Origin of the sequence: Halalkalibacter sp. AB-rgal2 (assembly GCF_041821005.1) — a bacterium.
Taxonomy (GTDB): Bacteria; Bacillota; Bacilli; order Bacillales; family Bacillaceae_D; genus Halalkalibacter.
In genome coordinates, this window is record NZ_JBGUAV010000003.1 from 71,763 (window position 1) to 84,810 (window position 13,048).

General features: G+C 38.9%; 10 protein-coding genes, 4 tRNA genes and 1 other RNA gene. 3 read left to right on the forward strand and 12 right to left on the reverse strand.

All coding sequences use genetic code 11. The annotated features are described in order from the left end of the window. Positions 1–61 precede the first annotated feature (61 nt). From ACERJO_RS03420 to ACERJO_RS03460, 9 genes are all read right to left on the reverse strand, one after another. Complete coding sequence (locus tag ACERJO_RS03420) at positions 62–2,203, reverse strand: peptidoglycan D,D-transpeptidase FtsI family protein (RefSeq protein ID WP_373646691.1); 2,142 nt, start codon at positions 2,201–2,203, stop codon at positions 62–64. A 71-nt stretch (positions 2,204–2,274) separates the two neighbouring features. Then, a non-coding RNA gene (ssrS, locus tag ACERJO_RS03425) (6S RNA) lies at positions 2,275–2,455 on the reverse strand. Between the two features lie 78 nt (positions 2,456–2,533). Beyond that, positions 2,534–3,829: an MFS transporter gene (locus tag ACERJO_RS03430; RefSeq protein WP_373646560.1), complete on the reverse strand. Its 1,296-nt coding sequence runs from the start codon at positions 3,827–3,829 to the stop codon at positions 2,534–2,536. A gap of 143 nt (positions 3,830–3,972) precedes the next feature. Further along, positions 3,973–4,581, reverse strand: a complete 609-nt coding sequence (locus ACERJO_RS03435) for a superoxide dismutase (RefSeq protein WP_373646561.1) — start codon at positions 4,579–4,581, stop codon at positions 3,973–3,975. A gap of 235 nt (positions 4,582–4,816) precedes the next feature. After that, a tRNA-Ser gene (locus ACERJO_RS03440) sits at positions 4,817–4,909 on the reverse strand. Positions 4,910–4,919: 10 nt separating this feature from the next. After that, positions 4,920–4,996: transfer RNA gene (locus ACERJO_RS03445), tRNA-Ile, on the reverse strand. A gap of 20 nt (positions 4,997–5,016) precedes the next feature. Next, positions 5,017–5,093: transfer RNA gene (locus tag ACERJO_RS03450), tRNA-Met, on the reverse strand. A 3-nt stretch (positions 5,094–5,096) separates the two neighbouring features. Beyond that, positions 5,097–5,171: transfer RNA gene (locus ACERJO_RS03455), tRNA-Asn, on the reverse strand. A gap of 242 nt (positions 5,172–5,413) precedes the next feature. After that, the gene (locus tag ACERJO_RS03460; RefSeq protein ID WP_373646563.1) at positions 5,414–7,042 is read right to left on the reverse strand and encodes a Na/Pi cotransporter family protein; all 1,629 of its coding nucleotides are present in this window, start codon (positions 7,040–7,042) and stop codon (positions 5,414–5,416) included. Positions 7,043–7,327: 285 nt separating this feature from the next. On the opposite strand from ACERJO_RS03460, the gene ACERJO_RS03465 reads away from it, so the two are divergent. Continuing rightward, a complete protein-coding gene (locus ACERJO_RS03465) occupies positions 7,328–8,092 on the forward strand; it encodes a DUF1189 domain-containing protein (protein WP_373646564.1) in 765 nt (254 codons plus the stop codon). Positions 8,093–8,191: 99 nt separating this feature from the next. On the opposite strand, the gene ACERJO_RS03470 is transcribed toward ACERJO_RS03465, so the two are convergent. From ACERJO_RS03470 to ACERJO_RS03480, 3 genes are all read right to left on the reverse strand, one after another. Then, a complete protein-coding gene (locus ACERJO_RS03470; RefSeq protein WP_247105003.1) occupies positions 8,192–8,836 on the reverse strand; it encodes an NfeD family protein in 645 nt (214 codons plus the stop codon). Between the two features lie 195 nt (positions 8,837–9,031). Further along, a complete protein-coding gene (locus ACERJO_RS03475; RefSeq protein WP_373646565.1) occupies positions 9,032–9,916 on the reverse strand; it encodes a DUF1002 domain-containing protein in 885 nt (294 codons plus the stop codon). A 117-nt stretch (positions 9,917–10,033) separates the two neighbouring features. Beyond that, complete coding sequence (locus ACERJO_RS03480) at positions 10,034–11,266, reverse strand: MFS transporter (RefSeq protein WP_373646566.1); 1,233 nt, start codon at positions 11,264–11,266, stop codon at positions 10,034–10,036. Positions 11,267–11,377: 111 nt separating this feature from the next. Here ACERJO_RS03480 and ACERJO_RS03485 point away from each other — a divergent pair, with 111 nt between their 5' ends. After that, complete coding sequence (locus ACERJO_RS03485) at positions 11,378–11,740, forward strand: hypothetical protein (RefSeq protein ID WP_373646567.1); 363 nt, start codon at positions 11,378–11,380, stop codon at positions 11,738–11,740. Positions 11,741–11,934: 194 nt separating this feature from the next. Further along, on the forward strand, positions 11,935–13,041 hold the full coding sequence (gene ispG, locus ACERJO_RS03490; protein ID WP_247105007.1) for a flavodoxin-dependent (E)-4-hydroxy-3-methylbut-2-enyl-diphosphate synthase: 1,107 nt from the start codon (positions 11,935–11,937) through the stop codon (positions 13,039–13,041). The last annotated feature ends 7 nt before the right edge of the window (positions 13,042–13,048 follow it).

The following is a 13,048-nucleotide window of genomic DNA, read 5'->3' on the forward strand; positions in this document are numbered from 1 at the left end:
AAGTACTAATTACGTCGTAAAAAAGAAGAGTGTCTTAATTAGCACTCTTCTTTTTTTACAACTATTCAATTACATCAGGATCTTCCTCATCACTATCGACATTCTCTAAGAGTGGTGCATCTGGCTTGACCGGTCCATGACGCATCGAGTCCTCACGTTCAAAGTACCAATCTAAAACGTCCTTAGCAATCTCTTGTGCCATTCCGCCTCGTCCACCTTGATTATTTAACTTCACTTGCGGAACAACAATCGCAAAGGCTATTTCCGGATCATCATATGGGGCGTAACCGACTAACGTTTGATTATTCCCATCTACAGCTCGGCGATTTCCAGGCTCTCCTACGGCTACTCGTACTTGGGCCGTTCCTGTCTTAGCAGCTAAATTATAAGAGGTGCTGCTGAGATTTCGATAGCCAGTACCTCCTGAATTAGTTACAACATCGCGGAACCCACGTTGTACTTGTGCAATTTCATCGTCTGTATTATTAATCCGATTTAATAATTTCGGTTCAAACTGTTGAATAATCGCTCCTAATTCATTTCGGTCCGCGACAGGCTCTCTTATTTCACTGACGAGTCTTGGCTGCATCCGGTAGCCGTCATTAGCAATCGTTGAGACATACTGCGCTAATTGTAAGGTCGTATACGTATCAAATTGACCAATCATAAAATCGGCTAAATTACCTGGGTTTAATTCCGACCCGTGGAGACCATTTGATGTAGATGGTAAATCTACCCCCGTCTCTGTCCCTAGACCAAATTGACTGAAGTTATATCGAGCACGGTCAAACGCTTGATGAGTAGTTGCTGTCGGAAACGAGCAGCTTGCCGTATTAGAGTTATAGCAGCCAGCCATTCGAAGACCGATTTCAAACATGTAAACGTTTGACGACACCTCGAGCGCACGACGGTCACTAACCCAACCATGCGTATTTCGGTTAATTGAGCTTTTCTCAATAAAACCTCCTTGCCCATCATTAAGACGAATAATTCGGTCGTTCAATTGATCACCAGGTGAAATAATCCCCTCTTGATACCCTGTTAGTACACTCGCTCCTTTAATAGATGAACCCATTTCAAATACTTTGTTCACAGCACCGAGATGATCAGCATACGTCGAGCGTTCACTATCATGCGGATCGAAATAACCAGCCATTGATAAGATATCACCTGTTTTCGGGTCCATAAAGATCGCATAGGCCGCACGATCTGATAAGAATGGATTACCTGTTGTCACTTGTTTCTCAATCGCTTGCTCGACGACTTGCTGTAGCTCCATATCTAGCGTAAGAACAAGATCATTCCCTCTTTGTCCTTCTCGTTCCTCAATAGCACGATTAACGGTTTGGTTTCCTGATTGTGTCATCACACTTTCGACAACAGCCTTCTGCCCACGGAGCACATTTTCATATTGTGCTTCAAGAAAGCTCGTTCCAACAATATCCGAACGGTCATACCCACGTGCAAGGAAAGCATCTAATCGCTCTCGCGGAATTTGACCTGTTGAGCCAAAGAAGCTCCGGAATGATTCTCCATATACATAAGAACGTCGTGAATCTCGTAATATATCAACGCCATCCAAGCGATAGAGATTTTCACTAATGACATGTGCCTCATCTTCTGATATATCTCGTTTAATTCGTTGCGGTGTATTCGCATAACCACGTACCATTTCACGAAACACAGCGATTGTTTGCAGCTCTTGCTCAGTAACGGCTTCAACCATTTCATCGGTGATCGCTTCAACTTCCAATACATATTCTTCAGAATGATCTAAATCTCTACGCTCTTCAGCTGGAACTAATTCCAATCGATCTTCCTGACTCATATTAATAAGAATATAATCACGTATATCACGATCGGTTACACGACTTGCATCCATTTCTAACAATGGAGAAAGCTCAGACGCAATTCTCATTAATTCAACATTACTCGTTCCCTCAGATGGGTTTGTATATGTGACAGATAGCTCTAATTCATTGTCTACAACAACATGACCATAACGATCAAACATAACCCCTCTAGGCGCATCAATGCGGGCTGTCGCATTGCTCGTTCTTTGCAATTCCTTCACATACTCTTCCCCTTCAACGATTTGCACCATTCCTAATCGCAGTATTAATGCTGCAAACAGAATGAATACAGCGAAAAAGAGTACATTTAAGCGTGCAGGAACATGATGCTTTTTCTTGCCCTTCTTCATTCTCCCCACATCCCGTTCCTCCTTGCATAACAGAATAGACACCCACTTAAGGTGTCTATTCTGTTCATAAAGTGTAACCCGCGTATGCCGTTGCTTCAATTGTTTCATGAACCTACACTCGTAGGTGGGTGTTCGCAGAATGTCTTCCAGTGTCCAAGTCACGTTGGCTTACTGTCTAACATTCAATATAGAACTCCCTATTTTCAATCAAGGTTCGAAACAAGGAGAAGCTGACTAACACGGCAGGCGACGTTATTTGTCTTATTTGATTCTATTATACCATTCGATTGACGGTTGTCAAATGAAAACGCTATCATTGTATCGTTATTTTTATACTGTTGTACTACCTGAATCACCCTCACCTTTATCCTGTCGTGAGAAAGCATAATTGTCTCCGCCCTTGTTCGGCTTGAAATCAACCTTTCGGATAAAGAAGTATATCACAGCATGTCCTGCCCCTAAAATAAGGAGCAATATCGGAATACCTCTTTCTTCCGAAAAAAAGGTAACCGTTGCAATAAACGTTAACACTGATACAATTCGACCTGTATTTAAAAATAATTCTCTCACGACAATGTATTCAACTCTCATCTCTGCGGCCTTCCAGCCCTTTCCAATTACATCATACGTAAGCGAAACATACGGAACTAATAGTAATGGATAAGCCATTGAAATAATAACCCCATATGTGATTAGTTTTGTAAATGTTAAGTCTCCAAAGACAATAATAAATATAGCTAAATACAAAATAGTCCCACCAATGAAAATAAACCTTTTTCTACGTGTTGACTTAATCACTCTTGTTACAACGTAATAAGCAAGAAATTGCACCCCTGATGCAACGAGTCCGTATGTACCAATCGCTAGCTCACTTCCCGTTGCAATGTACACCCATACTACTATGACGAACATAAACGTCCCTTCACGTAACCCTTGAAAAAAATGAGCATGTAATATTTGCTTCCAATTGTGATTTTTTTTTCGTTCTGCCAAAATCCGTTTGAAAAAAAAACGACCTTCTGCAGAGCGTCGCTTAAGCATAAAACTCATTAATACTGCAATGACAAATAAAATTAATGATATCGTAAAAATGACCGTATATCCGGTGAATTTATTCATTTTAGTAATAATAATACCTGACATAATCGGTCCAATCATTCCAGCAAATGATGTTAAAAGACCTAAAAAGCCATTAAAAAAGTCCCTTGTTTCAGGCTCCGTAATTTCAAAGGTTAGCACATTAAATGCTAGCCAATAAAACCCAAACCCCATCCCTAATAATACACCTAACAAAATTAAATACGAGTTGGCTCGATCCCCTAGCAATAGTACAGTCGTAAAAAAGACGGCCAATGTTATAACTCCTGCTCGCAACACGATAACTCGGTCGATTTTCTTTGCGACTTTCCCAGCAAAAATGAAAGCAATAGGTTGCATCACGACCGAGCCTAAATTATACAAAGCCAAATCAATAAATTCACCTGATTGCTTCCATAAATACACGTTCACAAATGTATTTGATAAGGCTACACTTAAAGCGTATAACCCGCCAATTATTAATAACAAAACTAAATCACGTGTTACCTCTATATCTCCAATGACCTTCTTTATAAACGATACCTTCACGAATCTCCACCACCCTCACAGATAGTGTGTCACGTAAGAAAGTCGTTATACACACGAAAATACAAAGAAGAGTTACGAGAAGAATGAATGCCCACAACGAAAAAGGAGCTTAAGCCAAAGGCTCAAGCTCTCGAAATACATTGTTATTTTGCTGCGCTATAAAGCTTCGCAACCTCGTCCCAGTTCACTACATTCCAAAATGCACTTATGTAGTCTGGACGACGATTTTGATAATTTAAATAGTATGCATGCTCCCAAACATCTAATCCGAGAACAGGTGTCTTTCCTTCCATTAATGGTGTATCTTGATTTGGAGTACTTGTAATCGATAGCTTTCCGCCGTCAACAATTAACCAAGCCCATCCTGAACCAAAGCGAGTTACACCAGCATTTGCAAATTCTTCTTTGAATTTGTCAAAGCTTCCGAACGCTTCATCAATGGCTGCTGCAAGCTCACCTGTTGGCGCGCCTCCACCATTCGGGCTTAGGAGCTTCCAAAATAATGTATGGTTAGCGTGACCACCACCATTATTACGAACTGCTGTACGGATGCTTTCTGGAACAGCATCAAGGTTAGATACTAGCTCCTCTACACTTTTACTTGCAAGCTCATCATGTCCTTTAAGTGCATCATTTAACTTAGTTACATAAGTGTTATGATGCTTTCCGTGGTGAATGTTCATTGTCGCTTCATCAATGTGTGGTTCTAACGCGTTTGCTGCATAAGGTAATTGTGGTAATTCGTATGACATTTAAATCTCCTCCTACAAACTAGTTTTTTAAGGTTAACTTAATAAACAAAAATGTTTAAAAAGTCTTTCCAACACTTACATTACCAAAATTTAAATATCGTTGCAACAAATAATGCTTACGAATCTAAAAAGAGGCAATGAATACTTGAAAACCTTTTTTACTATACCCATGAACGTCTATCCTTAAACAAAATAAAAAAAGCCCCTCTAAGGCGCTTTACTGATTTCTTAAGTATGGCGGAGGAAGAGGGATTCGAACCCCCGCGCGGTTTAACCCGCCTGTCGGTTTTCAAGACCGATCCCTTCAGCCGGACTTGGGTATTCCTCCATAAATAAGTTGGTGGACCCTGTAGGACTCGAACCTACGACCGATCGGTTATGAGCCGACTGCTCTGACCAACTGAGCTAAGGGTCCTTATTTCTTTTTATGTATAATGGTAGCGGCGGAGGGGATCGAACCCCCGACCTCACGGGTATGAACCGTACGCTCTAGCCAGCTGAGCTACACCGCCACATGGCTCCACAGGTAGGATTCGAACCTACGACCGATCGGTTAACAGCCGATAGCTCTACCACTGAGCTACTGTGGAACATTTCAGAAAGACAAGAATTATAATAACATGACCTATTTAACGTGTCAATCATTTTTTCAAAACTCGTTTAACACTGCTTTCATAAAGTACCATAAATGCTTAGAAGTGACAACCATTTTTAAAAAATACCGTCTCAACTTTTTCAAAACTCTCAACAAAATCGTTAAATTTCCATAACAGAGACGTCCTAAAAAGATACAAAATAACCCTTTATTAGACGCCTCCAACTCATTAAGTCATTAGTGATGATCGTCTGCGATAACCGCTTCTGCAATATTAACTGAATGATCACCAATCCGCTCTAAATTACTAACAATATCAACAAAAACAATACCGGCAGATCCTGTACATTTTCCTTCATTGACACGTTGGATATGCTTCTTTCTTAGCTTTCTTTCCATCTTGTCAATCTTCTCTTCCTTTTCAATGACAGAATTCGCCATATCATGATCAAGAAGCTCTAGTGACTGTATTGCTTCTTTTAGTGTTGACAAAGTTAAATCGCACATTTCCTTTAAATCATCCACTGCGCTTTCTGTTAAATTGACCTTGTTTGCTTTTTGATAATCCTTAAGCTCTACAATGTTTTCAATGTGATCACCAATCCGTTCAATATCGCGAACCGTATCCATTAAAACCGAATGGAGCTTCGAATCTTGATCGGATAACGACCTAGAGGAAATTTGAATTAAGTAATCGGTAATTTTCCGGTCTAAATTATTAATCGCTTCTTCAAATTGAACAGCGATCTCAGCATGACGCTTTTGGCCATTCACCAAATATTGGCTAACTTCAAGTAGACCTTTTTCTGAAAATTCAGCCATACGTAACACTTCCTGCTTCGCTTGTCCTAAGGCAATAGCTGGTGAACTTCCGATGAAACGAGGGTCAAGATGCTTTGCTTTATACTCAATGTTGATCTCATCACCTGGTATAAGCTTCGTCACAATCACCGCCAATACGGCTACGAATGGGAGCTGAATTAATGTATTTGACACATTAAAAATACCGTGCGCAAAAGCAATTTGCATTCGTTCATTTAAGCCAAGCTCTACTGATAAGTACGATACTAATTCGTAGAATGGAATAAACAACAATAACACAATAATCGTTCCAATTAAGTTAAAAATGACATGAGTTAACGCAGCACGTTTCGCTGCAATCGACGCTCCAATTGAGGCTAATATCGCTGTAATCGTCGTTCCGATATTATCACCAAATAAGACTGGCAATGCCGCATCTAATCCCATAGCCCCTTGTTCATATAACTGCTGTAATAACCCAATCGAGGCACTTGAGCTTTGAACCGCAACGGTGAAAATAGTACCGATTAAGACCCCAAGGAGCGGCATATTGCTCATACTTACTGTCAAATCAGCAAACACTTGTAAGTCACGGATTGGTCGCAAGCCATCACCCATTAATTCAAGACCGTAGAATAAAGCTCCGAAACCAAATATAACTTGTCCAAAGTTGTTTACTTTTTTATTTTTAAAGAAAAAAATCAGCGCTGCACCGCATGCGATAATCGGCAATGCATAAGCGGAAATTTTAATTCCAATAATGAAGGCTGTAACGGTTGTCCCTACATTTGCCCCCATAATAACGCCAATCGCTTGCTTTAATGTCATAAAGCCGGCGTTCACTAATCCAATTGTTAATACAGTCGTTCCTGTACTTGTTTGTAACAATACGGTTACAAATATTCCTGCAAATACCCCCATTACAGGATTTGTTGTAAATTTGTCTAGAATATCACGTAATCTCTCCCCAGCTACCTTCTGTAGACCATCCCCCATAAATTTAATACCGAATAAGAAAATTCCTAGACCACCAAAAAACATGAACAAGAGCGTCTGTAAATCCAAAATCCTCATCCCTTCATTTGAAAGTCATGTCGCTTCTTTTTTTCTATTTTTTCGACAAAGCTCAACATGGACACCTAGTCTATTATTAAGTATTACATAACGTTTTGTAAACACAAAAGTGAGAAATAATTTAAATAAGTTTTACCATTTTAAAAGAAGCTATGTAAATGGTTCATTTCGAACTCAACTTTCATCAAAAGATCACATTTTAATAACTAAAAACTGACTATATGTTAAAGTTTTGATAATATATATTCGTATCGTTAAATCGGAAAGGAATGTCGTATGAATTTTTCCAGTTGGTTTTATAAAAGCCTTACTCAATTTAAAGTGATCGCTTATAGCCGCTTTCGTCCAATTACATCAACCATTGGTCATGTGTTTTTATTCGTTCTCATAGCAAGTCTTCCATATTTCTTTATCATGAATACATCGATCTATCATTCCGTGCAGCAACTTAAAGATACAATCCATTTAGGATTACCATCGTTTTCCATTGAGAATGGAGAACTACTACTAGAAGAAGACACACCCTATTTTCAATTAAAGAACGATCAGCTAGGGACGCTTCTTTTTGACCCAAATCAATCCTTTTCAGAGGATCACTTAGCCGACAGTCGAGGAATTGTATTCTCACAACATGATCTACATATAATTGATTATGACGAGTCATTTACTGTATCTTACTCGCTATTAGGTTTAAATGGTGTAAATGAAGGAGACATCAATGATCGTGTAGAACAGCTGCATAGCTTCATACCGTTGTTATTAATCATTATCACTCTATTCCTATATGCCATTCTATCTGGTTCTGCTTATTTAGGGATTACTTTATTAGCGTTTCTTGCTCTACCTATTCGACAAAAACGCAACCTTGAATACCGCCACCTTTGGAGCATAGCTGCACATGCGATCACATTGCCTACCCTTCTCTTTTTTTGGGTAGATACTTTAATAATCGACCTTCATATCATTTGGTATATCATTGTTAGTATGAGTATGATTACTCTTAGTATTCGTCAAATCCCCCTACCTCGAAAAACGACTTGAGAAAAAACACGATAATTAATTTCATTCTGAACCTGCTAAAAAGAGTCACATAAGCCAAAAAACAGCTTATGTGACTCTTATCTAGAATCCTCTATTCTATTATTGCTCGTCATTTTCTTCAATCTGTTTAACGACAATGCGAGTTCCATCAACAGAAACGACAATGATATCTGCATTAGCCTCCAGCCACTGTCCACCACTCGTTGCACTGTACTGACGATCTTCAATGACAATTGAACCAGTAGGGCGAAATGGACTTAGTGTTCGACCTTTCTTTCCTACAAGCTCTTTGTATTCATCGTTAATGGAGTTATATCCTAAGTCACCAGTTAGCCGATCCTTTAAGGTCATCCTTGCCCATAAATCCCTTGAAGGAAATACTTTCAAGAAGAGCAACGAGCTGAACCCACCAAGGATAAACCCCATCGAAACAAATACACCATAGAGAAAGGTCGGTGAAGGAATTGCTAGACCTACAATCATTAAGACAACACCTATAAGTGCAACCGAACCATCAGTAATTACCTTCCCGTCTATAATAATGAGTAATAGACCGATAACATATAAAATAACGACCCACATACCTGCATCTGTTGAAACATGGTAAGAGAAAAAAGTTGCCATAATCGCAACACCAAGAATAGCAAAAATCCCTTTCGCTCTCACAAACAATTCACCAATCAAAAATAACGTACCTAAAAATACAAATAAAAAGCCAATTGTTTCAGAATCTAACCATTGCATCATTCCACCTCCTATTCTCACTACACTTTTATTTACGATCATCACATCAATTGGTTTCACTTACTTTCAAAACTAATTATAACAAGTGATATTCTATAAAAAAAGAGTACCGCACATTTTAAAAGGTTGTCCAAAGGAGCTATTTTCTCCTTTAAGAACAACCTCTAGCAAAGTCTATCGCATTGATCGTAAAGATTAACTAAACCAGCCTTTAATGACATCAATGAGACGACTGAAGAAATCCAATACGCTCCGAATAAAGCTTTGTGTTTCTTCACGGTTCAAATAATCACCTAGGTTATCACGTACATTATTAATTTGGTCCTGTACTTGATTCCAGTCAATGTTTAGATCTTTCATTCGCATGAACAACGAAATAAGCCCATTAAGCTCTTCATCTGTTAATGTAATTCCCATTTCATTAGCAATACGTTGGATGAGCGCACGAAGATCCTCTTCCGATTCAATCGGCTGATCTCCTATTTCTTCTTTAATACGATTCATTAATTCAGTCGCATTTTCAGCACCAATCGTATGGCTTAGCTCCCCAGTCTTCACCATCTCTTCATTGGCAATTTGCTTCTGCTCCTCAGGTATTTCGATCTCCATTGCCACTTCGTACGCTTTTAACAGTCCCGTTAAGGCAGCAGTACCCGAAACATCTATTGGTGCTGTTACATAAATGTCTGCATCCTCTACTCCTGCTGTAATTAAAGCATTCATATACATTTCATCAGAAATCCAATCAATTCGATTCGTCTCAACCGAAAGACCTTCTCCACTTTCAAGCAACGTAATTTTTGATGAAGAAAGAGCGTTCGTTCCAATTCTGGCAGCACTAATATAGCTTCCTAAATATTGATGCTCCTCCTCGTTAGAGACATAAACAATGAGGTTGTCCTCTGTCACACCCATTTCATTCATTAGCTGCTGACGCTGTGACTCACTTAAATCCTCTCCTAACGTTACAATGACATCGCCAGGCATTGCATCTGCCAACGCAACAGCAGGTAGAACCGTTGGTAGAAGAAGAAGTCCTATTAAAAAGAACAAAAAGCTTTTTGTTATCAGTCGTTTCATCGTTTTCACTACTCCTCTGCATTCATACTTCCATCATAGATCAATAAAGTACGATCTATTCTTTAAAGAAACACCTTTTCCGACAATAAGAAAAGGGACTTAAGACTTATTTTTAGCTTATATATGTGACATTTTCTCGTGATCACAATCATGTCCAATCGGAAAACAGTGCCAGCTCATCGCCATAAATAAAGCTAGTCCACTTATAAAAAAGAAAGCATTAAAAATAAGTTGTTCCATATTTGTCATCCAAATGCCAAACAGAACAGGTCCAAAGGCGACACCTAAAAATCGTATCATTGAATAACTTGCAAAGACTGCACCTCTCGTTTCCTTTGACACAATAGCTGCTAATGCCGCATTAGCAGCAGGCAAGAAAATACCAAGACCAGCTGCAAAGAAAAACATAGCTAGTACAATAAATGAAAAGCTTTCACGAGCAAACAGTCCTAATGTTCCAGCGACCATCAGCATCACACCATAAAGCATCATCCGTTTGTACATATCTGTAGTATTTTTCAAAAAACGTCCAGTTACATAGGAACATACAGTTAGTCCTATAAGAGGAAAAGCGATTATGACTCCATTCCATTCACTTGGAAAAGGAGAAGCTTGTTCTGATACATACGATAAATAAAATAAATAACCGAACAACAAAAACATTCCAACTCCTCCACCATACGTAATTGGAAGAAGCCAACGCCAGTGCTCTTGCCACATTTGATTTTGCGAACGAATCAACTGTTTCAGCGATAGCGACGAGTTCGTTATTGATTCTTTTCGTATTGAAATAAAAATCCCTGCTAAAGCAAGTAGTGCAATAGCTAAATATAAGATAAAACTTATATTCCACGATAAGAGTAACATAAAACCTCCTAAGATTGGACTGATCAATTTCCCCACTCCATTATACACTTCAATTGTACCGAACGCTTTTAACCGTTCTTTCCCATCATATAATTCAGCAATAAAAGCCATTGCTAATGGGCTTACGATTCCAGCGCCTACTCCTTGAATGACGCGTCCTGCAATAAGAAAGTTCCAGGAAGCACTTACATAAAATAAAGAAATTGTGGAGAGGATACACCCTCCTATAATGAGAATCAAGCCAATAGCGCAAATCCGCTTCCGGCCAAAATGATCTGAAACGACACCACCAATTAGGACAAAAAAAGCAGCGGGAACCGAGAAGCTTGTTAAAAACCAACCACTTTCAACAGTTGTTAATTGAAATGTTTTCTGAATAGATGGCACTAGTGGGATGAATAAAGAATTCCCCATTACCATAATAAAAGGCAATAATCCAATAAAAAATATCGAAAACGATATATTGGACCCCTTAATATTCACTTTATTCACCACCTTTTGCATTATACGAAGAATTTTTTTCCATATTAAGCATAAATCATCCTTTGCAATCATATACTTCTTAAATAAGAGACTACGGAGGAGGACAAGCATATGAAAAGACTGTTGGCATTTATTCTTATTTTCATTTTTTTATACAGCACTTATTATGATCTAACGATTGGCACTTTACCCAACGGACTCTCTCAAAAAGATCAACAAAGAGACTTCTCGTCAGAGTCAGAAACAGAAGCCAATGAAGTACATACAACAGAAGTCATTACATCAAACAATGAACCATACGAGGTTATTCAAGTAGAGCATGGACAAACCGTTCTTTCTGTCGTCGAGCATTTACATACAGGGCCGATTCCAGCAACGATCCAAGAAATTATATTTGATTTTAAACAATTAAATGGAATTGAACCTGAAGAAATGCAAGTTGGACACGAATATTTATTTCCAATCTATCCCTAATTACCCTTCACTGTTCCGTTTGTTATGAGAAAGATGCACCCTTTTTGTACAACCTCTTAAAGACCATTTATTATGTGAATTTTTAAGTCAGTGAGTTTTATCCTTGCCAAATGAAACAAGTCATTGATAAAATGAATGAGACTGTCTTAGGAATTTGTGAAGGTTTCCCTTCAAAACAAAGGAGCGATTGGTCAATGACCGAACTAGTTCATCGTACAAAAACTCGTCCCGTAAAGGTCGGAAATTTGACGATTGGAGGAAATAATGAAGTTGTCATTCAAAGTATGACAACAACGAAAACACATGATGTAGACGCGACCGTTGCAGAAATTAATCGACTTGAGGAAGCAGGCTGTCAAGTCGTCCGAGTTGCATGTCCAGATATGCGTGCAGCCGAAGCGATCGCAGATATTAAAGCGAGAATTAACATTCCACTTGTAGTGGATATTCATTTTGACTATAAGCTAGCCCTAAAAGCCATTGAAGGTGGAGCTGACAAAATTCGAATTAATCCAGGAAATATTGGTAGACGTCATAAAGTGGAAGCCGTCGTCAAAGCAGCAAAAGAAAAAGGAATCCCTATTCGAATTGGTGTCAATGCAGGATCTTTAGAAAAGCGTATTTTAGACAAGTATGGTTATCCAACAGCAGATGGGATGGTTGAAAGTGCTCTCCATCATATTAAAATTCTAGAGGATCTTGATTTTCATGACATTATCGTTTCGATGAAAGCATCAGATGTGAATTTAGCGATAGAAGCATATGAAAAAGCGGCCAAAGCATTTAGTTATCCCCTGCACCTCGGAATTACTGAATCTGGAACACTCTTTGCCGGAACTGTAAAAAGCGCTGCTGGACTGGGAGCTATTCTAAATTTAGGCATTGGTAATACGGTTCGTATTTCTTTAAGTGCCGATCCTGTAGAGGAAGTGAAAGTCGCTCGAGAGTTATTAAAATCATTTGGATTAGCAGCCAATGCGGCAACTCTTATATCATGCCCTACTTGTGGTCGAATAGAAATTGACCTAATAAGTATTGCCAATGATGTTGAAGAGTATATCTCTACAATTAAAGCGCCAATTAAAGTAGCCGTTCTCGGATGTGCCGTAAATGGACCAGGAGAAGCACGTGAAGCTGACATTGGAATTGCTGGCGCTCGTGGTGAAGGCTTGCTTTTCCGCAAAGGAGAAATTGTTCGTAAAGTACCAGAAGAAACAATGGTTGAAGAGCTAAAAAAAGAAGTCGATAAGATAGCGGAAGAATTCTTTGCCAAAAAGGCAGAAGAAGAGACGACTGTTTAATTGTAAA

What these genes read in the sequence shown, in the direction of transcription:
- ACERJO_RS03420 (WP_373646691.1), bottom strand. Translation starts at nt 2,203, where the DNA reads ATGAAGAAGGGCAAGAAAAAGCATCATGTTCCTGCACGCTTAAATGTA.
- ACERJO_RS03470 (WP_247105003.1), bottom strand. Translation starts at nt 8,836, where the DNA reads ATGCAATGGTTAGATTCTGAAACAATTGGCTTTTTATTTGTATTTTTA.
- ACERJO_RS03465 (WP_373646564.1), top strand. Translation starts at nt 7,328, where the DNA reads ATGAATTTTTCCAGTTGGTTTTATAAAAGCCTTACTCAATTTAAAGTG.
- ACERJO_RS03475 (WP_373646565.1), bottom strand. Translation starts at nt 9,916, where the DNA reads ATGAAACGACTGATAACAAAAAGCTTTTTGTTCTTTTTAATAGGACTT.
- ACERJO_RS03435 (WP_373646561.1), bottom strand. Translation starts at nt 4,581, where the DNA reads ATGTCATACGAATTACCACAATTACCTTATGCAGCAAACGCGTTAGAA.
- ispG (WP_247105007.1), top strand. Translation starts at nt 11,935, where the DNA reads ATGACCGAACTAGTTCATCGTACAAAAACTCGTCCCGTAAAGGTCGGA.
- ACERJO_RS03485 (WP_373646567.1), top strand. Translation starts at nt 11,378, where the DNA reads ATGAAAAGACTGTTGGCATTTATTCTTATTTTCATTTTTTTATACAGC.